The organism is Ruegeria sp. CH6 (assembly GCF_056537005.1).
The window spans coordinates 588,116-611,535 of record NZ_JBQFQS010000002.1 but is presented as its reverse complement, the minus strand read 5'-3'; the positions used below and the strand labels follow the sequence as shown (position 1 = coordinate 611,535).

The window sequence follows — 23,420 nt, the reverse complement described above, 5'->3', positions numbered from 1 at the left end:
CAGCGCACATAGTGTCGCGGCTCAGGGTCGCCTTAACTGTCTCCAGTCCTCGAGTGCCCGGTTCGCATCCGGTTGAGCTACATCAATTTCTAGCTGAGCGTCGTGACCCGGATCTGCAGCACCCGGAGTATCGTTGCGCAATCGATCGAGCGCCTCGAGATTGGCCACCACAGCCGGTGCACGGACCATCGTCGCGGTGATTTCTCGCTGCAAATCCTGAACTTTGGCCTGATGCCGAGCGCCAAAATAGAAAGAGACGATCACCCCCAGCAGCCACCACAGAGGCTCGGGGACCAATGCGATGCCCTGCATCCGCTCAGCAAACCATACTGGATCGACCATGGCTGCCCCGAACAATCCCAGCGTCCCCAAGGCAAGTGCGGGCCGAGGCAATCGGTTTAGGCCGTCCATAAAGCGGTCAAAACCACTCTTTCCTGACGTATGAAATTCTGCCCCGAATTGCGTCATGGCCTGCACCCGCATGGTCGCGCTTCGCTCTGCGCCGGCCTCTGTATTTTCACGAAACACTTCGGCAGTTTCGCGTACGACATTGCGCCCGTTTCCGAACAGAAAACCCAACAAGCCAGAAATCAATCCCATCCTGAAACCCTCATTTGAAACTCTGTGTCGCTAAGATGGTAAGTCGGCGAAAGAAACTCCTCGGCCCTTTTGATCCATCCACCTTTGCCGCCAGACCGACTGCGCGCATATTTTCTTGAGGCAGGTCTGCGATCTGCCAATCTGAAATAGTAATTCCGCCTTGCAACGCCGTACGCATCCCGCAACGCAATCGGATTTGGATCAGCAGCCGAATGAGATGCCTGAGCGGTCTGGGGGCCCAACGCGCCATCCACGTTCACCTCAAATCCCATTTCTCGGAGAAGCCGTTGCAGGATTTTCACCGCCTGCGCGCCTGCGTTTACATACATGTCAAACAAAGAAGGTTGCAGAGCTTCGGGCAGCAGCTCTATGCGTGGCTTGCGATAATAATGGGTCAGAAAAACATCCACTGCCTGATCGCGTGTCAAAGCACGAACGTCGGCACGGTTCACCACGCCATCGTGATCCAGATCCAAACCCAATCGCCGCATAGTGTGAATGGTCACACCGTATTTGGTCACCCCACCCGGATCATCGGGATCATCCACAAATCCCCCTTCACGCGCCACAATCCCTTGGGCAATCTGACGAACCGTCTGCATGCAACAACCTCCGCTTTACTCTGCAAACGGTCAGACAACTTCATTAAGACAGCCGAAATAATGAGGGCGCTGCAGGTCTTTCCCTGGCAACGCCCCTTTGGTCATCCATCCATGGATTTCAGATGAAAATCAGCCCTCGTCGGCCTCTTTGTAGACACCTTGTTCTTTCAACGCATCCACGACCTCTTTCGGCATGTATGTCTCATCGTGTTTTGCAAGAATTTCAGTGGCTTCAAACACACCGTTCACGTAGCTCCCAGTGCCCACCATACCCTGATTTTCAGAGAACAGATCAGGCAGCACCCCGGTAAAAGATACCGGGACGCTCTCGCCCCCATCCGTAACAACAAAGCGGACAGTTTCACCTTGCCCGCGGATGATAGAGCCTTCTTCAACCAGACCTCCGATGCGAAACACTTCGGTTGGTTGTGGCGGCTCAGCAATAACCTGGCTGGGTGAACGGAAGAAATTGATGCCGTCCCGCATGGCATACCCAATCAACGCCGTCGACAAAGCCAAGGCAACAACGGCCAGAACTATGATCTGTACACGACGACGTTTCTTGAGTGTTTTCATACCGTCCTCACGGGAATAGAGGGGCCATCATCAGCCCCTGGGTCTCAGCCTCACCTAACATCAGGTTGGCATTCTGCAAGGCTTGTCCGCTGCTACCTTTTGTCAAGTTATCCAATGCTGCGATCACAATGGCGCGACGCTCGATCCGATCCGCAGCCACTCCGATATGGCAGAAGTTGGATCCCCGGACATGGTGGGTCGACGGCGCCTCGCCAAATGGCAACATCTGGATGAATGGTTCATTTTCGTAGGTGGCGCACAGCGTCTCATAAACACTTTGCGGATCACCTTTTACATAGGTGGTTGCCAGAATGCCCCGGTTGGCTGGAATCAGGTGCGGCGTAAACTGCACATGTACAGTCCGCCCGGCCAGCTTGGAGAACTCCTGATCGAATTCACCTAGATGCCGGTGCGATCCGCCGATGGCGTAGGCATTGGCCCCTTCGCTCAACTCTGCATGTAGCAGGTTTTCCTTCAGCGACCGCCCTGCCCCTGAAACAGCGCATTTCAGATCGAGAATGATGTCATCCAGATCAATCACCCCCGCAGAAATAAGGGGCCGCAAGACATACTGCCCGGTTGCGGCGTTACAACCGGTTCCGGCAACAAGCCGGGCATTGCGGATTTCTTCCCGATAGAACTCGGTCAGACCGTACACAGCCTCTTCCTGTTGTTCGAGCGCCGTATGAGGGTTGCCGTACCACTTCTCGTATTCCTCAGCATCCTGCAGCCTGAAATCGGCCGAAAGATCGATGATCTTCAGTGTCTTGGGCAAGTCACGGATGACCTCTTGGCTAGTTTTGTGCGGCAACGCGCAGAAACATAGATCAACCTTGGAAAAGTCGATCTGAGAGATTTTGCACAGCACCGGCAGATCTAGATGCCGCAGATGGGGAAAGACCTGTGCCATGGATTGACCGGCTTTGCGCTCGGCCGCCAAAGCCACGATTTCCATATTCGGGTGCTCGGCGATCAGCCGCACCAGTTCCGCACCGGTATAGCCGGACGCGCCAAGGATTGCGATTTTATGGGTCATGTCAGACCTCTTTGTATTTGAGTGTCATACGTATCGATCGCCGATGTGACGATCATCGAACTACAGAATCAATGCGGTTGTTTCCTTGACCTAAGTCAGGCCGCCTCAAATGCGATTTGTCGTCGGAGGAATTGCGTTGCGCGATCGCTGACAAAGTCCGGTTTACCGGTTGTCACGAATCCACCCTCGCCGGTCCCCAGCATATTTGGATGGCGTTGCAGATAGTCGGCAAGACTTTGAGCAACCAGATCACCTTGGCTGAAAACCTGTACATCTGGCCCAAGCGCTTTCTGGAATGTCTCGGCCATCAGCGGATAGTGGGTGCAGCCCAAAATAGCTGCCTGCGGTTCGGGCATCTTGCGTTTCAGCGCATCGACATGGGACCGGACCAATGCCTCGGCCAGGATCATGTCCCCGTCTTCGATCGCGTCAACGACGCCGCCGCAGGATTGGGCCTCAACATCCACGCCGATTGCACGGAATGCGAGCTCACGCTGAAAGGCACGGCTCGATACGGTTGCGGGTGTCGCAAACAACGCCACGTGCTTGACCGTCACTTCACGAGGTGGGCTGTTGTCGCCCCATTGCCGCTCAGTCAGGGCTTCGATCAGTGGCACAAACACGCCCAAAACGCGTTTGCCTTCTGGTACACCTTCTTCCTGCATCCGGCGCAGCGCGGCAGCGCTCGCTGTGTTGCAAGCGAGAATCACCAGATCGCACCCACGCGACCACAGATCGGATACTGCCTTGCGTGTGAGTTGATAGATATCTTCTGCGTCACGCACGCCGTAAGGCGCGTGTGCGCTGTCCGCAAAATACAGAAAATCAACGTCCGACAGACGTTTCTGAGCTGCGTCCAGGACGGTCAGACCGCCCAACCCGGAATCAAAGATACCTACTGCCATTTGCCCCTTCAGGCGCGATGCCGTTCCTCAAATTCATAACCGTAGTCATACGACTTCAACGGCTTTGGAGACAGCTCATACGTGGCTTTGCGCAGGAAATCCATCATCTTGCGCGTATCCTTCGCCAACGGGTCCAATACGTCGCGGCCAATGGGCTCGCCGATCACGACTTTTACAGGTGTATCGACACGCTTTTTGAACTCTTTGATAAGCAAACCCATGCGAAGGGTGTAATGAAGATGGCTTGCGATCTGGAACAAACGTGACGTGTGACCATCGAAGAAAACCGGCACAACAGTAGCATTGGATTTTGCCACCATACGTGCGGTGAAACCACGCCAACCTGGATCCATTGGGTGTGAGAATGGCTTGACTGCCGTGCTGACTGTCCCGCCAGGAAATATTCCGATGGCCCCACCCTCGCCCAGATAATTCAACGCGTTTTTGCGGGTTTCCAGGTTCAGCTTCATGGCCTCCTTCGTTTCGTCAAACGAGATCGGCAAGATAATTCGATTCAGGTCTTCGGCCTTGCGAAACACGTGGTTCGCCAGAATGCGAAAATCGCCACGAGCCTGAGACAAGATGTGACCCATCATCAGACCATCAAGAATTCCGTAGGGATGGTTCGCGATCAGGATCAGTGGCCTGTCCATTGGTATGTTCGTCAACGCCCCCCCGACCACATCCAGCGACAGTCCATAACGTTCGACCATAACGGACCAGAAGTCGCGACCGTTGGCCACCTCTTGCTCATATCCGTCCGCACGCTTGATCAGGCGCAGACGGCCTGTTGTGTTTTCCATAAGCTTGATGACCATTCTGCCGCCTTTGGTTTCGGCAGAATAGGCATAAGAAATGTCACGAGCGACGTGGCGGCGCGAGGGCATAAAGGTCTCCGGTTTGCTGCCTGCTACATAGGTTGTCGCAACAGTTTTGCCTAGCTTGCATGACAGTCCTGTGACGATCTACTCAGCCGCCTCCTTGAGCTTTTCGCCACCTTGCCGAATTGCCGCAAGCAATTCCTCGCGCCGTTTTGCAGCCTTGGTCTCATTGGCAATCAAAACCGGGCCAAACCCACGGATATCCAAGGGAAGTCGACCTAGAGCTGCAATAGCGTCTTTTGTCTCGGGCGAAAGCTTCGGCAATACCTCTTTCATGTCCTTTTCGTACTGCCGGATCAGCGCCCGCTCCATGCGCCGTTCAGCACTGTATCCAAAGATGTCGAGCGGCGTCCCACGCAAACCCTTCATTTTGGCCATCAGCTTAAGCGGCCCTGACAGCCATTCACCAAAGGCGCGTTTACGAGGGCGACCATCAGACCCCTTACCGCCCAGAATCGGCGGTGCGAGATGGAAGGTCATCTTGAAGTCACCATCAAATTCAGCCGCAGCCTTATCTCGGCTGCTCAGCAACAAACGCGCGACTTCGTATTCATCCTTGTAGGACAACAGCTTGTGATATCCTTTGCCGACCGCTTCCTTGACCTCACGGTCCTCAATGGCGTCAACAATCTTGCGATAGCGCTTGGCAAGTCGGTTCCCTTGATAAGCCGTCAAATGCTCCGCACGCAGATCAATCTTCTGATCCAGTGTTTTCGGCAGTTCGGTCACGCCAGGTTTCAGGATATTGGCTACTTCATCTGGGTGCAGAACGGCCCAGCGACCAACCTCGAAGGCACGTTTGTTCCGTTCAACTGCGGCACCGTTCAGTTCTATAGCCTGCAAAATGGCCTCATGGCTGACCGGAAGCAGTCCACGTTGCCAGGCTGCACCAAAGACCATCATGTTGGAATAGATCGAGTCACCCATCACCGCACGTGCCAGATCGGTGGCGTCGAACAGATCCAGCCCATCTTTCAAGCGGGCCTCGAGGGCCAGTTCCAAGCGGTCGCTTGGAATATTGAATTCGGTATCCCGAGTGAAATCGCCGGTGATGATTTCGTGGTTATTGACCACTGCGCCTGTCTGGCCGGTTTGCGTCAGACCTAACGTCTTGGCCCCGGCCGACACTACGAGATCACCACCGATCAACGCGTGGGCCTCGCCGGTTGCCACACGGATGGCGCTGATGTCTTCGGGTTTGTTGGCTAGTCTGCAGTGGATATGAACCGCACCGCCCTTTTGGGCGAGGCCAGCCATCTCCATCATACCAGCGCCCTTACCGTCGATCTGGGCCGCCTGAGCCAAAACCGCGCCGATGGTAACAACACCGGTACCGCCAACGCCCGTGATGACCACGTTATGCGTTCCCTTGATCACCGGCAGAGACGGATCTGGCAAGTCTGGCAGGTCCAGATCGGTTGTAGCCTCCTTGCGGATTTTTGCACCTTCCAGCGTGACAAACGATGGGCAGAACCCGCTGAGACAAGAGAAGTCCTTGTTACAGCTTGACTGATCAATCGCACGCTTTCGGCCTAGTTCAGTCTCTTTTGGAACAATCGAAACACAGTTGGACTGAACGCCGCAATCACCGCAGCCTTCGCAGATATCGGTGTTGATGAACACCCGCTTGTCCGGATCAGGAAAGCTGCCCCGCTTGCGGCGGCGACGTTTTTCAGCGGCACATGTCTGAATATACACGAGGACAGACACGCCCTCTACCTCGCGGAATTTTTCCTGAACGCTCATCAGATCAGCGCGTTCAAATGTTTCCACGTCTGACGGCAACGCCTTGAAGTTCACATCTTCCTTCTCGTCGTAGACCACCGCCACATGGCGCACGCCCATGGATTTGACCTCACGAACGATCCGCTCGGCCGTCAGATCACCTTCGTTATCCTGCCCGCCGGTCATTGCAACGGCATCATTGAACAGGATTTTAAAGGTAATGTTGGTTCCTGCAGACAAAGCTGCGCGAATGGCCTGAACACCCGAGTGGTTGTAGGTTCCGTCGCCAAGGTTCTGGAACACATGTTTTGTGGTCGAGAAAGGCTCCTCACCGATCCAGTTGGCACCCTCACCACCCATCTGGGTGAAGCCGGTGGTATTCCGGTCCATCCACTGCACCATGTAGTGGCACCCGATCCCAGCATAGGCACGGCTGCCATCTGGTACTTTGGTCGAACTGTTATGCGGGCAGCCCGAACAGAAATAGGGCAGACGGGTCGCAATCTCTTGTGCGTTGTCAGCCCTGCGCGCCTGGTTCAACTGGTCCAGACCGGCACGGACACCATCGGTATCACGCCCCTCCTCAATCAGGATTTCGCCCAGTTTTTCCGCAATCATGATCGGGTCGAGCGCGCCTCGGGTCGGGAATAGCTCTTCACGATGCAATGTGCCTGCTCCACCCTTGTACCAACCGTACACCCGGCGCCCGCGACGATCGTCGAAAATGGCTTCTTTGACCTGCACCTCGATCAGTTTGCGCTTTTCTTCGACGATAATGATCAGGTCCAGCCCTTCGGCCCAGTCGTGGAACCCCTTCATATCAAGCGGGAAAGTCTGCCCGATCTTGTAGGTGGTAATCCCAAGTCTTTCGGCCTCATTCTCGTCGATGTTCAGCAGCGACATGGCATGGACAAGATCCAGCCAGTTCTTGCCTGCAGCGGCGATACCGATCTTGGCCCCGGATTTACCCCAAACCCGGCGATCCAGCCTATTGGCATGTGAAAAAGTCTCAGCCGCAAAGCGCTTGTAATCAATGACCCGCGTTTCCTGCAGATGTGGCGTGTCACCCAATCTGATATTCAAACCACCCTCAGGCATGTCGAACTCGGGTGTGACTAGCCGCATACGATCCGGGCGACCATCGACAACCGAGGTTACCTCGATCGTATCCTTCATGGTCTTCAGGCCAACCCAGACACCTGCAAACCGGCTGAGTGCGAAACCATAGATGCCGTAATCAAGGATTTCCTGTACGCCCGCCGGGCTGACCACCGGCATATACATATCGACCAATGACCATTCGGATTGATGCAACACAGTCGAGCTTTCACCCGTATGGTCGTCGCCCATGGCCATCAGGACACCGCCATGCTTGCCGGTTCCTGCCATGTTTGCGTGACGCATCACATCGCCGGAACGGTCAACCCCTGGTCCTTTGCCGTACCAAAGACCAAAGACGCCGTCGAACTTGCCGTCTCCGCGCAACCCGGCTTGCTGGCTTCCCCACAATGCGGTCGCCGCCAGATCTTCATTCAATCCAAACTGAAAAGTGACGTCATTCTCGGCAAGTTGCTTTTGCGCCCGCGACATTTGCAGGTCTACCGCGCCCAAAGGTGATCCCCGATACCCGGTGACCAGACCGGCGGTATTCAACCCGGCATCACGGTCACGCGCCTTTTGCATCATCATGAGACGAACAAGCGCTTGCGTCCCGTTCAGAAGAACAGGGCTTTTGGATAGATCGAAACGGTCGTTGAGCGATATTTTCGGCTGACTCATCTGACGTCTCCCCTCGTCGGATTAGTGTGCTGCATTTGTAAACATTTTAGGTCATAAAAGCTGACCTGTATAGTGATTTTCCCCTATTGCGTAACGATTTCGCCGTTTGAATGTGGAATTTGTTACCTCTTTCATATAGGGCTGCGTGAGGATAACGAAAGTTGCGGTTATGGATTGGGACAAGCTTAGAATATTTCACGCAGTAGCTGACGCGGGCAGTCTGACTCATGCGGGAGACAAGCTGAATCTGTCCCAATCTGCAGTCAGTCGGCAAATTCGCGCACTGGAAGAATCACTGGATGCCACCCTTTTTCACCGCCATGCACGCGGCCTGATTCTGACCGAACAGGGTGAACTTCTGTTCGACGCCACTTCTGCCATGTCCAAACGATTGGATGCAGCTGCTGCGCGTATCCGGGACAGCGAAGATGAAGTGTTCGGTGTTCTACGCGTAACGACCACCTTCGGGTTTGGAACCCTTTGGCTGGCCCCGCGCCTTCCGAAGCTTTATGAGCAATACCCCGATCTCAACATCGACCTGATGCTGGAAGAACGTGTTCTGGACCTTCCGATGCGCGAAGCTGACGTTGCAATCCGCATGAAAGAACCCAGCCAGGCAGATCTGGTGCGCAAACGGCTGATGACGGTTCAAATGCTGCTTTATGCGACCCGCGATTATCTGGACACCCATGGTGGCGCGCCTCAGACACTCGAAGATATCGCCAAGCATCGTTTGATCTGCCAGACCCCGTCAGCGCCTCAGGTTGGCGCTGGCGCGTCGATGGTGCGACATCTCATGACCTGTAACCCAAGCTCGCTGCTGACCGTGAACAACTATTTCGGTGTATTGCAGGGGGTACTGCACAATCTGGGTATTGGTGTGCTGCCTGACTATGTGACCGAAGATTTCCCGGATCTCGTCCCGATACTTTCAGACATTGAAAGCGCCGATGTACCTGTCTACCTCGCCTATCCCGAAGAATTAAGACATTCTAAACGTGTCGCCGCCTTCCGGGATTTCGTTCAGGATGAGATCATCGCGCACCGCAAACATCTGAGGCAATTGGGAAAACTCTAGCTATGCGCCTATGACATAGCGGACATGTACCAATGTTTGTGAAAAAATCTTGAACGTACATACAGTGATAACTAAATGAGCACTCGAAGGCGGTGATGCTGAAACGCTCATCATCTTCATACCTCCCTGTTGGACTACGGCCGAGCTTAGTGCTCGGCCTTTTTTTTCGTACTTTGTAGTTTCGAAGGTCGCACCATCCCAATTTCACTGGGAATTTCCCCCCGATATGGCTATGATGCGGGAAAATAAACAAATTTTCTGCCTTCGAGGGAAAGCAAATGTTCCACCCACTACGCCTTGTGCTGGCGTTGCTTGCCGCGATTTGTTTCGCGGTACCAGCGTTCGCACAGGTGCCATCAACCAGCACCTCCTCTTCTGCACCCGCTCCGGTCACCATTCCAGATGATCTGACGCCCGATCAGGTGGACGATCTCGTCGCTCGTATGTCTGACGATCAGGTCCGCTCGATACTGCTTGAACGGCTTGATGCTGTTGCGGCCAAACAGGCTCAGGCACCTGCAAAGAAGGGTCTGGTAACGCGCGTCACCGAAACAGCCACAGCAATGGCTGCATCCTGGGTGGATGTAATCAGAAAGTTGCCGTCCCTTGTAACTTTGCAGATCGAAGCAATTACCAATTTTGGCAAGGCCTTTGGCTCAAGCGGCTTAATGACCTTGTTCGGCTTTACCTTCTTGGCGCTGGCCATAGGTTTTGCCGCTGAAAAGATCGTTGGTATTTGGACACGTCGTTGGATCAAAGCCGTTCCGGGAGATGCCGAACACGATCTACGCGGAGCAGTCATGTTCCTGATCAAACGTTTTTGCCGGGAACTGCTGGGCCTAGTGGTCTTTTACTACACGCTCGTCTTTGTTGGTCGTCAACTGCTGAACCCCGAGCAAATCGCACAGGTTGCTCCATTCGTATTTTTCCTGATTTGGTTCCCAAGGCTTGGCGCTGCAATTTCCCGTTTCGTGCTCGCCCCCGAAAGGTCCGAGCTTCGACTGGTTAACATCGACGATCATTGGGCCAAATACCTGCATCGCAACCTGATCGGCCTGTTCCTACTGATCGGGTTCACCATGTTCATCATCCGCTTCAACACCCTCAACGGTGTCGAAATGGGCGAAACCCGACTGGGTTTCTGGCTGAACACATCGATCCATATCTATATCGGCCTGATTGCCTGGACCGCACGCAAAGGTCTGAGCGACATGATGCGCGGCACCGATCCCGACCGGACCGAATTTGATGAATGGGTAGCCGAATTCTATCCCTATTTCGCAATCGGCGTATCCTTCGTCATGTGGTTCGTGGTTGAGTATCTTGCAGCCACCAAAGACCCACAGCTGGTCGCAATGGCCGCCGAAGGTGCACATTTTGCGACAATGTTCTGGTTGCTGATCCTGCCAGCGCTCGACACGCTGATCAGAGGATTGGTTCGGCATTTGCAACCGCCCATCATGGGACATGGTGCAATCGCTGAACGCGCCTACAAATCCACGAAACGCAGCTATATTCGTATCGGTCGGGTTCTGGCAGGTATCTTCATCGTTCTGATGATCGCAAATGCCTGGGATCTGGATCTGCAGGAAATCGCGGGCGCTGGAACTGATGCTGGTGGACGTGTGATCCAGTTCTTCATCCTCGTTGCCTTCGGCTACATCCTGAATGAGGTCGTCTCGCTCTGGATCAACCGTCGACTGGCGAAAGAAGAGACCGAAGGCCAAAGCCCCGATGAGGAAGCGGGCGAAGGCGGCGGTACAGGCGGTTCACGTCTGGCAACCGTCCTGCCGCTGCTGCGCGTTACGGCACAGGTCGCAATTGCGGTTATCTTTGGCCTGCTCGCGCTGGGCGCACTGGGCATGGACATCACACCGCTGCTGGCCGGTGCTGGTATCCTTGGTCTGGCCATTGGTTTTGGTGCACAGAAGCTGGTTTCGGACATCGTGGGCGGTATTTTCTTCCTGATCGACGATGCCTTCCGTGTTGGCGAATACGTTGATGTCGGCGGAACCACGGGTACGGTCGAGAAAATCTCGATCCGCTCGATGCAATTGCGTCACCACCGCGGTCCGGTTCACACCATTCCTTATGGTGAGATTCAGAAGCTGACCAACTACAGCCGTGACTGGGTCATCATGAAGCTGAAATTCACTGTTCCTTTCGACACGGATCCGAACAAAGTGAAGAAGATTTTCAAAAAGATCGGTGCCGAGATGATGGAGGACGAAACCCACAAGGATGGCTTCCTCCAGCCGTTCAAGTCACAGGGCGTGTTCGACTTTGACGATGTCGGCATGATCATCCGCGGTAAATTCATGGCCAAACCCGGCAAGCAATTCACGCTGCGCAAGGAAATCTTCAACCGGGTCAAAGCGGCCTTTAAGGAAAATGGCATCGACTTTGCCCGTCGCGAAGTGCGCGTCGCGATACCGGGCCTCGAAGAGGCTGAAAACCTGTCCGACCAGCAAAAGGCCGCAATTGGCGCGGCCGCAAGTGATGCGGTCAACAAAGAACAGGGACCAGCCTGACCTAACCAACTTTCAGGGGCAGCGGAGATATCTTCGCTGCCCCTTTTTCATTTCGAATAAGGTAAAGTGCATGCGACCTCATGCCATTACTCTATCTCTGCCAATTCTTGCCTGCAGCACCTCTTTCTCTCTCGCCGGTTCGGTCACGCTTGAACCCAATGTCGATACGTTCGATGACGCACAGGAAGAAGAATCCGTTGGGTTTGGAAATGGCTCGGTCATCGTGGTACCCATTCCCTTCTCAGATCCAACAATTGGTTCCGGGCTTACTCTTGCAGCAGGATATCTGTTCACAATTGATGAAGGTTCAAAACCTTCGCTGATTGGCCTGGCTGCTTTGCGATCCAGCAATGGCAGCGAAGCTTATGGTGGCGCCGCAAATTTCGCCTTCGACAACAATCGCTGGCTGATCAAATCGCTCTATGCAAAGGCCAATATCAACTACGATCTCTTCACCCCCATCGGGCGTCTGCCGATCACCCAGGAAGGCGACCTTGGCCGGCTCGAACTGTCATACGGTTTCACACCAGATATTTCAGCAGGGATTGCGGTTCGTTATCTGAACACATCGATCAGCCCCGATGGTCTAGGCTTGCCACCGATACCGCCGCCATTCGATCGGTTTCTTAACATGGAGATTGTCACCCCCGCCTTGGTGGCCAACTGGGATACCCGCGACGATACCATCTACCCAACAAAAGGGTTCAATCTCAACTTTGAGGCGTCACATAGTTACACGCTCGAGGGTATTACTGGTGATTACTCCAAGTCGTTCGTGAACTTCACCAAGTACTTCAACCCCATCCCCAATGGCGTTATCGCAGCTCGAGTATCAACGTGCGCGGCATCGCAAGAGACTCCGTTCTTTGATCAATGCTCGTTAGGTGGGACAGACGCCTTTCGCGGGTTCCCGGTGACCCAGTTCCTCGACTTTCGCTCAGCCTCGCTGCAGGTAGAGTATCGCCATCAATTCACCAAGCGTATCGGCGCTGTAGCGTTTGGTGGTGTCGGTCAAACCGGCGACAGCTTTTCCGATCTCTCAGATGGTGGAACGCATTCCGCCTTTGGTTTGGGTGCACGTTATCGCGTGTCCAAGAAGTTCCCGGTTGATTTTTCAGTGGACTGGGCACGTAACAATCTGGATGAAGATCAGCTTTATATCTATGTCGGACAGCGCTTCTGAAGGGGCTGCGCGCTCTTGACCCTTCCCACCGGCGCGCCCTTGCCCTAAAAGGCGCCCAAACTCGGCCACCTTGAAAACAGGACAGACCATGCAAGAGCCCGCCATCACACCGGATCTGATTGCTGCACACGGGTTGAAACCCGAAGAATACGATATGATCCTTGAGATCATTGGGCGCGAGCCGAGCTTCACAGAACTGGGTATTTTCTCGGCGATGTGGAACGAACATTGTTCCTACAAGTCCTCCAAGAAATGGCTTCGTACATTGCCAACTTCAGGCCCTCAGGTCATCTGCGGTCCCGGTGAGAATGCTGGTGTTGTCGATATCGGCGACGGTCAGGCCGTGGTCTTCAAGATGGAAAGCCACAACCACCCGTCTTACATCGAACCTTATCAGGGTGCGGCGACTGGTGTAGGTGGCATCCTGCGTGATGTGTTCACCATGGGTGCACGTCCGATTGCGTCGATGAACGCTCTGTCCTTTGGTGAACCGGGTCATCACAAGACCCGCCAGTTGGTCAACGGCGTGGTCGAAGGCATTGGCGGCTACGGCAACTGCTTCGGCGTTCCCTGTGTTGGTGGCGAAGTTCGTTTCCACCCTGCATACAATGGCAACTGCCTCGTAAACGCATTTGCTGCCGGTCTGGCGGACAGCGACAAGATTTTCTACTCGGCAGCTTCTGGCGTTGGTATGCCCGTCGTCTACCTTGGCGCAAAGACAGGCCGTGACGGTGTTGGTGGTGCGACAATGGCCTCTGCCGAATTCGACGACACGATCGAAGAAAAGCGTCCCACCGTTCAGGTTGGCGACCCCTTCACCGAAAAACGTCTGATGGAAGCGACACTGGAGCTGATGCAGACCGGTGCCGTAATCTCGATTCAGGATATGGGTGCTGCGGGCCTGACCTGCTCCGCCGTTGAGATGGGCGACAAAGGCGGTCTGGGCGTACGCCTCGATCTGGAAACCGTACCGCAGCGCGAAGAGAACATGACAGCCTATGAAATGATGCTGTCCGAGTCTCAGGAGCGCATGCTCATGGTTCTCAAGCCCGAGCTTGAGGCCGAGGCCCGCGCGGTGTTCGTAAAGTGGGATCTGGACTTTGCCATCGTTGGCGAAACGATTGCCGAAGACCGTTTTCTGATCATGCACAACGGCGAAGTCAAAGCGGATCTGCCTTTGTCCAAACTTGCCTCAACCGCTCCGGAATATGATCGCCCCTGGGTGCCGACACCTCAGGCTGAAGAACTGGCAGAAGTACCTCAGATCGATCCAATCGATGGTCTGCGCGCCCTGCTCTCTTCACCAAACTATGCCGGTAAACAATGGGTCTACGAACAGTATGACACTATGGTTATGGCCGACACAGCCCGCACGCCGGGTCTGGGCGCGGGCATGATCCGTGTACATGGAACCGACAAGGTACTGGCATTCACGTCGGACGTGACGCCGCGCTATGTCCGGGCCAACCCTGAAGAAGGTGGCAAACAGGCTGTAGCCGAAGCGTATCGCAACCTGACAGCAGTTGGTGCCAAACCGTTGGCGACGACTGACAACCTGAACTTTGGCAACCCGGAAAAACCCGAGATCATGGGTCAGTTCGTTGGCGCGATACAGGGCATCGGCGCTGCGGTAGCTGCTCTGGACATGCCAATCGTGTCAGGCAATGTCTCGCTCTATAACGAAACCGATGGACAGGCGATCCTGCCGACCCCGACCATTGGTGCGGTTGGTCTGCTGTCTCACACCGATGAAATCATTGGCAATGAAGTGCGTGAAGGTCACGTTGCGATGGTGATTGGGGAAACCAATGGCCATCTGGGTCAGTCCGCTCTGCTTGCCGAGGTCTTCAATCGCGAAGACGGCGATGCGCCTCATGTTGACCTTGAGGCCGAGCAGCGCAACGGCGAATTTATCCGCGCGAACCGCGACATGATCAAAGCCTGCACCGATCTGGGTGACGGAGGCCTTGCTCTGGCAGCGTTTGAACTGGCCGAGGCCGCCAAAGTCGGCATTCACCTGGATGACGCATCAACCGAATTCCTGTTCGGTGAAGATCAGGCGCGTTATCTGGTTGCCTGTAATTTTGATCAGGCCGAAGCGCTGATGATCGCCGCAGGTCAGGCAGGTGTACCGTTGGTATCTGTGGGTCGCTTCACCGGTGACAGCGTCAAGATCGGCGCATCCGAAGCACCTTTGGAAGAGTTGACAGCAACCTTCCGCTCCAGCTTTGCCGAGGCCGTGGCCTGACTGCTGGCAACAGACAGCGAAAACTCAAAATCCTGCGCCTGATATACGGCGCAGGATTTGCTATTTCTGAGAGCACTGCACACCCTTGCACGGGCTCCTGCATCGCTCTACATCTTGATAAAGACCTTCAGGAGAAACCTACATGCCGATGAGCGCCCACGAAATTGAACACCTGCTGCGAGAAGCCTTTCCCGATGCGGAAATTCAGGTCGGCGGGCATGATGGTGTTCATATGTCTGCAATGGTTGTGGACGAGAGCTTTCGCGGGAAAAACCGGGTTCAGCAGCAACGCGCGGTTTATGCAGCACTAAAGGGCAAGATGGACGGCCCCGATGGTGAGCTTCATGCGCTGGCATTGACAACGAAAGTGCCGGAGTGATGCAAACAGCGATGGTCATTGCTGGAATTCTAGCAGCTGTGATCCTCGTGGCCCTATTGGCACGCAGCAGAGCTAAATCAGATCCCAAACCGGAGCGTGGAATAGAACCCGGGCAAGGCGAGCAGCTTGTAAATGCGAGCTATGACTCCGGCGGAGGTGGTGGACACGGAATTGTGGTTCGTGTTCCCAAAGACCCTCAGGAGTATGCCAAAATCATGGCTCCAAAGAAATGAGTAACTGGATCATCTGGATTGGAGGAGCAATCTTGGCGCTCTTGGTTGCTGCTGCCCTGATCGAGGCCTATCTAAAGCGCAACACCAAACGCCGGCTATCAGACATGCGTCCGGACCCTGAGGCATTGAAACGCCGACCTTGGGAGCCGGACGGGGTGACGAAAGTTGCCGATATCGACAAGGTTCACGAAGCGAACCAGAAAATGGAAGAACGGAGTTCGCGGCAAAGCCGCCAATCCCTCTGATGAAATGACAGCCCCCGCATACGGGTAAGATTAAGGAAACGCGAAATGAGCGACGTTAAGACCCAAATCGACGAAACCGTCAAAGCTAACGATGTGGTGCTGTATATGAAAGGCACTAAAGAGATGCCGCAATGCGGGTTCTCTTCGCGTGTGGCGGGTGTTCTGAACTATATGGGCGTGGACTACACCGACGTGAACGTTCTGGCCGATGAGGAAGTCCGCCAGGGCATCAAGGATTATTCCGACTGGCCAACCGTTCCGCAGCTTTATGTCAAAGGCGAGTTTGTCGGCGGTTGCGATATCATCACCGAAATGACGCTGTCCGGTGAGCTGGATACCCTGTTTGACGACAACGGTGTCGGCTACAACAAAGAAGCAGCCGACAAAATCCGTGAGGCTAACGCCTGATCAGGCATTACCGGCTGGTACATTCCTGATAAATGACCTGCTCATTGGCGGCAGATCCTGCCGCCTGATAGCTGATCGTAGCATTCCAGCCCTTGGAGCGAAGGATATATGTTCCGTCGCTCCCTACTGACTCATACCGAATGCCCGAACCGCTAGGTACCTGACGCATTGCCACCAGGCTGTTATCCACAATCAAGGCTGCTGCACCGGACCCGTCTGAGGCGTTGAAATAGCTTACTGGCACCGGCACATTGTTTTCACAGGTGAAAGTGACCGAGAGGATATCAATTTCGGCCAGCGCTGCGGTGGCGGGCACCGTCATAAGTGCTCCGCAGGCAATTGCGCGCAGTATGTTCATTTTGCAGATTTCTCCTCGACAACCGACGCCAGCGCCTCTGCCCTTGCGGCCAACTCAGCCAGTGTATCGGTGACCGATGGCGGTACTACGGCAACTTCGACACGCTCGGGTTCGGGCGCAGGTGCATTCTTCAGGTTTGTCAGTTCAGCTTCGACTTCGGCCAGTTTGGATTCGACGGATTTGATACGATCCTCGCTGGCTGCTGCTTTGTCAGCCAGCATCAGACCAGCCATCAGCAGCATCCGTGATTCCGGCATGCGACCGATCTGGTCCGACAAGACCTGTGCTTCGTCGTCCAACATCTTGGCAGCAGATTGCAGGAACACCTCTTCGCCTTCCTGACAAGAGACTTCAAAGCCGCGTCCACCGATATGAATGGTTACCTCGGGCATTATTCCACCTCTCCTTCAGCCAGATTGGCATGGGTCAGCAACGGCTCCAGACGCGCCAGAACCGCATGGGCTTCAGCTGCGTCCGTTGCTCGTGCAGCCCGTGTCGCCTCAAGCTCGGCAACGGTCGCGCGATTCAGCAACTCAGCATCCGGCACACCATCTTCGGCTGCGGCACGCAGTTCCTCTACCGCTTCGCGCAACTGATCGTTTGCCTTGCGCAGTCGCTGAAGATCGTCATCAAGGCGAGACATCGCCGCGCCGTGGCTTGCGCGTTCGGCTCGCAGCATATCCAGCTCTGCGCTTAGTTCCGCGACCCTTTCGCTGTCGGCAAGTTCGGACCGAAGCTTTGCAATTTCGGTTTCCAGCTCCTGTGCCTTACCCGCAATTGGCTTGAGTTGTTCCAACTCTGCCCGTAGCGGTGCAGGATCTTCGACGTTTTCTTGTTCGGCGCGCAGCGATTCAATTTCGGCTTTGAGCGCCATAACTTCATCGCGATCTTCCAGTGCTGCTTTAGCTTCGGCCAGCTCGGCACGCGCTGCCTCAACTGCGGCCAGCTTTTCGGCGGCTTCAGCAAGCTGCTCACGCAAGCCATCGGCCTCGGCGCTATCTACCGGTTGCGCCCGTAGCGTTTCGATATCGGCGCGCATCGCGTCGATTTCCTGATCGTGTCTTTCTTTCAGGGATTTGAGGCGTTCTTCTAACTGAGCATTCGCGACCCGCTCTTCATCAAGTGCTGCGCGCAGCTCCTGATCCTGATTTCCGCCAGCGGGGGCCGCTTCACCCAATGCCTCGACGCCCGAACCGATCCGCTCCATGGCGGCTACTATACGGCGCTGTAGTTCCTCGATCTGACTCATGCCCCTGTCACCTCTTTACCAAGGTTCATTCTGTTGCTCGGTTGGCCGAATCGAATCCAGCCCCGCTCGTCCCTAGTCTAACGGAATGTTCCGGAAAATACCCACTCTTTGCTTTCAAGTACTTGAGCACCACTGTTGAACCAAGGACGGCGTGTCACGCCCGGTTCTGCTTGCACTTTGAGGGTTGGATGGTATTGAGCGCGCAATCTGCCTGTAATCCAAAGGAACAACACCCGTGGACCTGACTGCGCTGCGTACTGCCAACCCCGAACACTGGGACAAGGCTGCGGCTATCCGCACCCTGACCCTTGATGCTGTTGCCGCTGCCAATTCCGGCCATTCCGGCATGCCGATGGGCATGGCCGATGTTGCGACCGTGCTGTTCGAAAAGCACCTGAAGTTCGACGCATCGGCCCCGAACTGGCCTGACCGGGATCGCTTTATCCTGTCGGCTGGCCATGGTTCGATGCTGGTCTATTCGCTGTTGTATCTCACAGGCCACGGCGACGTTACGCTGGAAGAAATCAAAAACTTCCGTCAGTTGGGCGCCAAAACTGCCGGTCACCCCGAGAACTTCCTAGTTGATGGCATCGAAACCACGACTGGCCCACTGGGTCAGGGCATTTCCAACGCCGTCGGCTTTGCCATGGCCGAGGAAATTCAGCGCGCGCATTACGGCAAGAAGGTCGTTGACCACTATACTTATGTGATTGCAGGCGATGGCTGCCTGATGGAAGGCGTCAGCCAAGAGGCGATCACCCTTGCCGGTCGTCACGAGCTTAGCAAACTGATCGTCTTCTGGGACAACAACAACATCACCATCGATGGAACAGTTGATATCGCCGATCGTACGGACCAGGTTCGTCGATTTGCAGCGTCAGGCTGGCATGTCATCGAAATCGATGGCCACGACCCCAAGGCGATTGATGCGGCGATCATCCAGGCTAAAAAATCCAACAAGCCGACGATGATCGCGTGCGAGAGCCACATTGCTCTTGGTCATGCTGCGCAGGATACGTCGAAAGGCCACGGTGCGCTGACTGATCAGGACCAGTTGAAAGCTGCCAAAGACGGTTATGGCTGGCCGCATGACGCGTTTGAAGTACCGGCCAACGTGAAATCAGCGTGGGAAGCCATCGGAGCCCGTGGTGCGTCCGAACGTGCTGCCTGGGAAGAGCGTTTCGCGCAGCTATCCGAGCGCAAGCAGGTCGAGTTCAACCGCGCTTATGCGTTTGAAGCTCCCAAGAAACTGGCAGGTGTCATCCGCTCGTTCAAAAAGCAGATGTCGGAAGATCAACCGAAACTGGCCACCCGCGCATCGTCTGAGAAGGTTCTGAACGTCGTGAACCCGATCATGACAGAAACCGTAGGCGGCTCGGCTGACCTGACCGGTTCAAACAACACGAAATCTTCGGATATGAGTGTGTTCCTGCCCGAAAACCGCAAAGGCCGCTATATCCACTACGGTATCCGCGAACACGGCATGGCAGCCGCGATGAACGGCATGGCACTGCATGGTGGCATCCGCCCCTATGGCGGTACGTTCATGGCCTTCACCGACTATGCGCGCCCGTCTATGCGTCTGGCAGCACTGATGAAGGTGCCGTCTGTCTTCGTCATGACCCATGACTCGATTGGTCTGGGTGAAGACGGCCCGACCCACCAGCCAGTCGAGCATCTGGCGATCTCGCGCGCAACGCCGAACACCTATGTGTTCCGCCCAGCAGACACCGTTGAGACCGCCGAAGCATGGGAACTGGCGCTGACCTTCAAGGACAGCCCTTCCGTCCTGTCACTGACCCGTCAGGGTGTGCCGACCGTACGGACCCAGCACAAGGCCAAGAACCTGACCGCACAAGGTGCCTATGTCCTGGCAGAGGCCGAGAGCAAACGTCAGGCGATCCTGATCGCCACCGGGTCCGAGGTGTCATTGGCGATGGAAGCCAAAGCCATGCTTGAGGCCGAAGGTATCGGCACCCGCGTTGTCTCCATGCCTTGTATGGAACTGTTCGCCCAACAGGACGAAGCCTATCGCAAGCGCGTTCTGCCAGCGGGTGCAGTTCGCGTCGGCATCGAGGCCGCCGTCCGCGCTGGAGGCTGGGATCGCTGGCTTCTGGGAGAACGCGGCCGCGAAGCCAAGGCTGGTTTCATTGGCATGTCGAGCTTTGGTGCATCCGCCCCCGCTGGCGAGCTGTACAAGCACTTCGGCATCACCGCCGAGGCAACCGTGGCCAAGGTAAAGGAACTGCTGGGTTAAACCCGCGTTTCGCATGCAGACTAAATTATCGAAAGCCCCGGTCACAACCGGGGCTTTTTTAATGGATGCATTACTTGTCAGACAAAGATAATGACGGATTGCATCCCGTCTACCACAAGCTCTCCATCCGTATTCCACATCCGCATCACTTGAGAGCTATAGCCATCTCGACCAGCAGTCAGTTGGTTTTCCATCAGCCACCAGCCGTCGTCGGTTTGAACCGTCTCGGACAACAGGTTCACCATCCAGTTCATCGACGAATTCGCGCCCGGCTTTGTCAACAGCGAGAAAATACTCGGCGGCAGCACATCGGCCAACGCTATCAACCCTTCGATTCGATCCCGCATTCGTTCATCTCTGTGACGAGCCCAGACCCGTACATACCCGCTGTCTGAACCGGTGAACGGTAGCGCCCCCTCGACAAGCCGAACATCAAAGTTGTTAAAAAACGGGATCGGTCCTTTGGTGACGCCGGGCGGCAGATAACCGGGGGTATCCTCTGGTGCCGGGCTGGGTATGGGCGGACACGCAACCGAGACCAGGCTTTGTTGTGCCGCACCGAACGAGAAGGTTCCCATCGCCGCTGTCTTTCCACCAATGTCGGCCCGAGCGCTCAGCGTGGTGACATTGCGACCTTGTCTCATCATCTCGGTTTCGATGGACGGCCCTTCGCCAATAGGAGCCGTAAAATTGATCAGGGCCGAGCGAAGCGGTGGCAGATCGTGATGCTGTGTACGCAAAGCGTTAAGCAACATAGCGGCCGTAAATCCGCCAAAACTCGTACGTCCCTGCATCCAGTTCGGCGGCAAGGGACATTGGACGCGCCCCTCGCGGCATTCTACAGCATCAAGGGCGTCCGAAAGTGTGCATTCGGTCATGGGACTCTCAATTCTTCAGGTCACGCCGAGCATAAGAACACGGCATGACCTGGACATCTGTGACCTTGCGTCAGTGCTTTTGAGAGTCGCCCGATATGCTGCTCAGGAGCGGTGCGATGAGCTTTGTGGCCACTGGAATCAGAACCATCCCCCAAGCCAGACCAAAAATGCCGTCCATAGTGGCTTTGGACACCCATTCCACAACTGCAGCCCACTGATCCGAAACGGAATGCCCGATGGCATAGGCCCAGTCGTGGATGTGGTGGCCCAACCAGCCAAAACCCAGCACTTCCATTCCGTGAATGATGATCGACCCACCAACCCACAGCATTGCAGCAGTTCCGACGATCGAAAGCACTTTCATTACGGCTGGCATCGCCTTGACCAACCCGCGCCCCAAACCGCGTCCTATTGGCGTAGGTGCGTTGTTCGCCAGGTACAGCCCGACGTCATCCATTTTTACGATCAACGCAACAGACCCGTACACCGCCAACGTAACCCCGATTCCAACGACCGCCAGTGTCGCCGCTTGCATCCACAGATTCGGAGCTTCAATGGCCGCCAGCGCAATTGTCATAATTTCCGCAGACAGGATAAAGTCGGTCTTGATGGCCCCCCTGACCTTTTGCTCTTCCAGATGGCCGGGATCGCGCACATTCATGTCGTCTTCGATCACGTGACTGCCATGCGGAAACAGTACGTGAAAGATTTTTTCGGCCCCTTCGAAACATAAGTAGGACCCGCCGATCATAAGCAGGGGCGTTATCAGCCAAGGGGCCAGGTTCGCCAATAGCAAGGCGACCGGAAGCAACAGGATAATCTTGTTGAACAGAGATCCGCGTGCAATGCGCCAGATGATCGGCAGCTCGCGCGCTGGCGCAAATCCCTGAACGTATTTTGGAGTGACGGCTGCGTCGTCAATGATCACACCGGCTGTTTTCGCCCCGGCCTTACCTGCAGCCGCGACCACATCGTCAACGGACGCCGCCGCAACCTTGGCTATCCCTGCTACATCGTCCAACAGGGCCAACAAACCGCTCATGGTGCTTCCTTTCCTTTCACCTGCCGCATTCGGAACCTACCTGATCCAACGCTTAGCGCAAGCGTTAGCGCAACCGGCGTAGGTTTGCGCTAACACCTTAAAAATATGCCACTTTTGCCCTTTTGAGATTGTCAAATCGCGGCTATATGGCCTGCAAAGCAAGCGCATTTGGAGACGTCTGATGACCATCAAGGTCGGTATCAATGGTTTTGGCCGCATCGGCCGCTGTACCCTGTCGCACATCGCGGCATCGGCTCGCAACGACATCGAAGTGATCAAGGTCAATGCAACCGGGCCCTTGGAAACCTCGGCTCATCTGCTGAAATATGACAGCATACATGGTCGTTTCCCGCGTGACGTATCCATCAATGGGAACACCATGGATCTGGGCCGCGGCCCGATGGAGATGTTCTCGACCTACGATATGAACGAGCTGGATTGGGATGGCTGCGACGTCGTTCTGGAATGCACCGGCAAATTCAATGATGGTCATAAAGCCAAAACTCACCTTGACCGCGGTGCCCAGAAGGTTCTGCTTTCGGCCCCGGGCAAGAATGTAGACAAGACAATCGTCTTTGGTGTGAACCACAATGACCTGACAACCGAAGACAAAATGGTGTCCAACGGTTCGTGCACCACCAACTGCCTTGCCCCGCTTGCCAAGGTATTGGACGAAGGCATCGGTATCGAGCATGGCATCATGACCACGATCCACGCTTACACCGGCGATCAGCCGACCCTGGACCGCCGCCACAGCGATCTGTACCGCGCCCGTGCTGCTGCTATGTCGATGATTCCAACCAGCACCGGCGCTGCCAAGGCACTGGGTGAAGTACTGCCGAACCTGAAAGGCCGCCTAGACGGATCGGCCATCCGGGTCCCTACCCCGAATGTGTCAGCTGTTGACCTGACCTTCCGCGCTTCGCGTGACGTCACTGCAGAAGAGGTGAATGCAATCGTTCAGGATGCAGCACAAGGTCCGATGCAACGCGTTCTGGGATACGAACCCGCACCACTGGTTTCGACCGATTTTAATCATACCGAAGAAAGCTCGATCTTTGCGCCGGATCAGACCCGCGTTGTTGACAATCGCATGGTCCGGGTTCTGGCCTGGTATGACAACGAATGGGGCTTTTCGGTTCGTATGGCTGATGTAGCCGTCGCAATGGGTCGTCTTAACTGACATCAGCTTGATTGCTTGAACAGCATTGCCCGCTCAGGTTATCT

The 23,420-nt window shown here is 55.3% G+C and carries 22 protein-coding genes; 10 read left to right on the top strand and 12 right to left on the bottom strand.

Annotated elements, in window-relative coordinates:
* Positions 1 to 21: 21 nt before the first annotated feature.
* The 7 genes from ACR0CW_RS07320 to ACR0CW_RS07290 form a co-directional block, all read right to left on the bottom strand.
* A complete protein-coding gene (locus tag ACR0CW_RS07320; protein ID WP_480787302.1) occupies positions 22 to 600 on the bottom strand; it encodes a holin family protein in 579 nt (192 codons plus the stop codon).
* Complete coding sequence (locus tag ACR0CW_RS07315) at positions 591 to 1,202, bottom strand: holin-associated N-acetylmuramidase (RefSeq protein ID WP_480787301.1); 612 nt, start codon at positions 1,200 to 1,202, stop codon at positions 591 to 593. The genes ACR0CW_RS07320 and ACR0CW_RS07315 overlap by 10 nt, the downstream gene beginning before the upstream one ends.
* A 129-nt stretch (positions 1,203 to 1,331) precedes the next feature.
* Positions 1,332 to 1,778, bottom strand: coding sequence for a cytochrome c maturation protein CcmE (gene ccmE / locus ACR0CW_RS07310; protein ID WP_170330530.1), 447 nt, complete (start codon positions 1,776 to 1,778; stop codon positions 1,332 to 1,334).
* Between the two features lie 7 nt (positions 1,779 to 1,785).
* Entirely contained in the window at positions 1,786 to 2,814 is a 1,029-nt protein-coding gene (gene argC, locus ACR0CW_RS07305; protein WP_155147014.1) for an N-acetyl-gamma-glutamyl-phosphate reductase, read from the bottom strand.
* 95 nt (positions 2,815 to 2,909) lie between these two features.
* Positions 2,910 to 3,719 carry a glutamate racemase gene (locus ACR0CW_RS07300; protein ID WP_480787300.1) on the bottom strand — a complete coding sequence of 270 codons (810 nt, stop codon included), beginning with the start codon at positions 3,717 to 3,719 and terminating at the stop codon, positions 2,910 to 2,912.
* 8 nt (positions 3,720 to 3,727) lie between these two features.
* Positions 3,728 to 4,606 (bottom strand): lysophospholipid acyltransferase family protein, encoded by an 879-nt coding sequence (locus ACR0CW_RS07295; protein WP_480787299.1) that lies wholly within the window; start codon positions 4,604 to 4,606, stop codon positions 3,728 to 3,730.
* A gap of 78 nt (positions 4,607 to 4,684) precedes the next feature.
* Positions 4,685 to 8,104 (bottom strand): indolepyruvate ferredoxin oxidoreductase family protein, encoded by a 3,420-nt coding sequence (locus ACR0CW_RS07290; RefSeq protein ID WP_480787298.1) that lies wholly within the window; start codon positions 8,102 to 8,104, stop codon positions 4,685 to 4,687.
* Positions 8,105 to 8,273: 169 nt separating this feature from the next.
* Here ACR0CW_RS07290 and ACR0CW_RS07285 point away from each other — a divergent pair, with 169 nt between their 5' ends.
* The 8 genes from ACR0CW_RS07285 to grxD all read left to right on the top strand — a co-directional run bounded on the left by ACR0CW_RS07285 (position 8,274) and on the right by grxD (position 16,409).
* On the top strand, positions 8,274 to 9,182 hold the full coding sequence (locus tag ACR0CW_RS07285) for a LysR family transcriptional regulator (RefSeq protein WP_155147021.1): 909 nt from the start codon (positions 8,274 to 8,276) through the stop codon (positions 9,180 to 9,182).
* A 278-nt stretch (positions 9,183 to 9,460) separates the two neighbouring features.
* Entirely contained in the window at positions 9,461 to 11,713 is a 2,253-nt protein-coding gene (locus ACR0CW_RS07280; RefSeq protein ID WP_155147023.1) for a mechanosensitive ion channel family protein, read from the top strand.
* A 70-nt stretch (positions 11,714 to 11,783) separates the two neighbouring features.
* On the top strand, positions 11,784 to 12,896 hold the full coding sequence (locus ACR0CW_RS07275) for a BamA/TamA family outer membrane protein (RefSeq protein ID WP_480787297.1): 1,113 nt from the start codon (positions 11,784 to 11,786) through the stop codon (positions 12,894 to 12,896).
* Between the two features lie 88 nt (positions 12,897 to 12,984).
* Positions 12,985 to 15,144, top strand: a complete 2,160-nt coding sequence (gene purL, locus ACR0CW_RS07270; RefSeq protein WP_170330540.1) for a phosphoribosylformylglycinamidine synthase subunit PurL — start codon at positions 12,985 to 12,987, stop codon at positions 15,142 to 15,144.
* Positions 15,145 to 15,286: 142 nt separating this feature from the next.
* Positions 15,287 to 15,523 carry a BolA/IbaG family iron-sulfur metabolism protein gene (locus tag ACR0CW_RS07265; RefSeq protein WP_155147029.1) on the top strand — a complete coding sequence of 79 codons (237 nt, stop codon included), beginning with the start codon at positions 15,287 to 15,289 and terminating at the stop codon, positions 15,521 to 15,523.
* Positions 15,523 to 15,756: a hypothetical protein gene (locus tag ACR0CW_RS07260; protein ID WP_480787296.1), complete on the top strand. Its 234-nt coding sequence runs from the start codon at positions 15,523 to 15,525 to the stop codon at positions 15,754 to 15,756. The genes ACR0CW_RS07265 and ACR0CW_RS07260 overlap by 1 nt, the downstream gene beginning before the upstream one ends.
* Positions 15,753 to 16,001, top strand: coding sequence for a hypothetical protein (locus ACR0CW_RS07255; protein WP_480787295.1), 249 nt, complete (start codon positions 15,753 to 15,755; stop codon positions 15,999 to 16,001). Before ACR0CW_RS07260 ends, ACR0CW_RS07255 begins: the two co-directional genes overlap by 4 nt.
* A gap of 45 nt (positions 16,002 to 16,046) precedes the next feature.
* On the top strand, positions 16,047 to 16,409 hold the full coding sequence (gene grxD, locus ACR0CW_RS07250) for a Grx4 family monothiol glutaredoxin (protein WP_155147033.1): 363 nt from the start codon (positions 16,047 to 16,049) through the stop codon (positions 16,407 to 16,409).
* Between the two features lie 7 nt (positions 16,410 to 16,416).
* Here the strand turns inward: grxD and ACR0CW_RS07245 are convergent, their stop codons facing one another.
* The 3 genes from ACR0CW_RS07245 to ACR0CW_RS07235 are packed head-to-tail and all read right to left on the bottom strand — an operon-like array spanning position 16,417 to position 18,016.
* Positions 16,417 to 16,767 carry an MliC family protein gene (locus ACR0CW_RS07245; protein ID WP_480787294.1) on the bottom strand — a complete coding sequence of 117 codons (351 nt, stop codon included), beginning with the start codon at positions 16,765 to 16,767 and terminating at the stop codon, positions 16,417 to 16,419.
* Complete coding sequence (locus ACR0CW_RS07240) at positions 16,764 to 17,159, bottom strand: cell division protein ZapA (RefSeq protein ID WP_155147037.1); 396 nt, start codon at positions 17,157 to 17,159, stop codon at positions 16,764 to 16,766. Before ACR0CW_RS07240 ends, ACR0CW_RS07245 begins: the two co-directional genes overlap by 4 nt.
* Positions 17,159 to 18,016: a coiled-coil domain-containing protein gene (locus ACR0CW_RS07235; RefSeq protein ID WP_170330549.1), complete on the bottom strand. Its 858-nt coding sequence runs from the start codon at positions 18,014 to 18,016 to the stop codon at positions 17,159 to 17,161. Before ACR0CW_RS07235 ends, ACR0CW_RS07240 begins: the two co-directional genes overlap by 1 nt.
* Before the next feature lie 235 nt (positions 18,017 to 18,251).
* On the opposite strand from ACR0CW_RS07235, the gene tkt reads away from it, so the two are divergent.
* Entirely contained in the window at positions 18,252 to 20,273 is a 2,022-nt protein-coding gene (gene tkt, locus ACR0CW_RS07230; RefSeq protein ID WP_480787293.1) for a transketolase, read from the top strand.
* A gap of 77 nt (positions 20,274 to 20,350) precedes the next feature.
* Here the strand turns inward: tkt and ACR0CW_RS07225 are convergent, their stop codons facing one another.
* Complete coding sequence (locus ACR0CW_RS07225; protein ID WP_480787292.1) at positions 20,351 to 21,151, bottom strand: thioesterase family protein; 801 nt, start codon at positions 21,149 to 21,151, stop codon at positions 20,351 to 20,353.
* Between the two features lie 70 nt (positions 21,152 to 21,221).
* Positions 21,222 to 22,193, bottom strand: a complete 972-nt coding sequence (locus ACR0CW_RS07220; protein WP_480787291.1) for a DUF808 domain-containing protein — start codon at positions 22,191 to 22,193, stop codon at positions 21,222 to 21,224.
* 181 nt (positions 22,194 to 22,374) lie between these two features.
* Between ACR0CW_RS07220 and gap the strand changes: the two genes are divergently transcribed.
* The gene (gene gap / locus ACR0CW_RS07215; RefSeq protein ID WP_155147045.1) at positions 22,375 to 23,376 is read left to right on the top strand and encodes a type I glyceraldehyde-3-phosphate dehydrogenase; all 1,002 of its coding nucleotides are present in this window, start codon (positions 22,375 to 22,377) and stop codon (positions 23,374 to 23,376) included.
* Positions 23,377 to 23,420: the final 44 nt, after the last annotated feature.

Bases quoted from the DNA above. Each gene is read 5' to 3' on its own strand.
- gap (WP_155147045.1), top strand. From the start codon at position 22,375: ATGACCATCAAGGTCGGTATCAATGGTTTTGGCCGCATCGGCCGCTGT.
- ACR0CW_RS07315 (WP_480787301.1), bottom strand. From the start codon at position 1,202: ATGCAGACGGTTCGTCAGATTGCCCAAGGGATTGTGGCGCGTGAAGGG.
- ACR0CW_RS07240 (WP_155147037.1), bottom strand. From the start codon at position 17,159: ATGCCCGAGGTAACCATTCATATCGGTGGACGCGGCTTTGAAGTCTCT.
- ACR0CW_RS07255 (WP_480787295.1), top strand. From the start codon at position 15,753: ATGAGTAACTGGATCATCTGGATTGGAGGAGCAATCTTGGCGCTCTTG.
- ACR0CW_RS07280 (WP_155147023.1), top strand. From the start codon at position 9,461: ATGTTCCACCCACTACGCCTTGTGCTGGCGTTGCTTGCCGCGATTTGT.
- purL (WP_170330540.1), top strand. From the start codon at position 12,985: ATGCAAGAGCCCGCCATCACACCGGATCTGATTGCTGCACACGGGTTG.
- ACR0CW_RS07295 (WP_480787299.1), bottom strand. From the start codon at position 4,606: ATGCCCTCGCGCCGCCACGTCGCTCGTGACATTTCTTATGCCTATTCT.
- ACR0CW_RS07225 (WP_480787292.1), bottom strand. From the start codon at position 21,151: ATGACCGAATGCACACTTTCGGACGCCCTTGATGCTGTAGAATGCCGC.
- ACR0CW_RS07265 (WP_155147029.1), top strand. From the start codon at position 15,287: ATGCCGATGAGCGCCCACGAAATTGAACACCTGCTGCGAGAAGCCTTT.
- ACR0CW_RS07275 (WP_480787297.1), top strand. From the start codon at position 11,784: ATGCGACCTCATGCCATTACTCTATCTCTGCCAATTCTTGCCTGCAGC.
- ACR0CW_RS07300 (WP_480787300.1), bottom strand. From the start codon at position 3,719: ATGGCAGTAGGTATCTTTGATTCCGGGTTGGGCGGTCTGACCGTCCTG.
- ACR0CW_RS07245 (WP_480787294.1), bottom strand. From the start codon at position 16,767: ATGAACATACTGCGCGCAATTGCCTGCGGAGCACTTATGACGGTGCCC.
- ACR0CW_RS07260 (WP_480787296.1), top strand. From the start codon at position 15,523: ATGCAAACAGCGATGGTCATTGCTGGAATTCTAGCAGCTGTGATCCTC.
- ACR0CW_RS07285 (WP_155147021.1), top strand. From the start codon at position 8,274: ATGGATTGGGACAAGCTTAGAATATTTCACGCAGTAGCTGACGCGGGC.
- ACR0CW_RS07290 (WP_480787298.1), bottom strand. From the start codon at position 8,104: ATGAGTCAGCCGAAAATATCGCTCAACGACCGTTTCGATCTATCCAAA.
- ACR0CW_RS07235 (WP_170330549.1), bottom strand. From the start codon at position 18,016: ATGAGTCAGATCGAGGAACTACAGCGCCGTATAGTAGCCGCCATGGAG.
- ACR0CW_RS07220 (WP_480787291.1), bottom strand. From the start codon at position 22,193: ATGAGCGGTTTGTTGGCCCTGTTGGACGATGTAGCAGGGATAGCCAAG.
- ccmE (WP_170330530.1), bottom strand. From the start codon at position 1,778: ATGAAAACACTCAAGAAACGTCGTCGTGTACAGATCATAGTTCTGGCC.
- grxD (WP_155147033.1), top strand. From the start codon at position 16,047: ATGAGCGACGTTAAGACCCAAATCGACGAAACCGTCAAAGCTAACGAT.
- ACR0CW_RS07320 (WP_480787302.1), bottom strand. From the start codon at position 600: ATGGGATTGATTTCTGGCTTGTTGGGTTTTCTGTTCGGAAACGGGCGC.
- argC (WP_155147014.1), bottom strand. From the start codon at position 2,814: ATGACCCATAAAATCGCAATCCTTGGCGCGTCCGGCTATACCGGTGCG.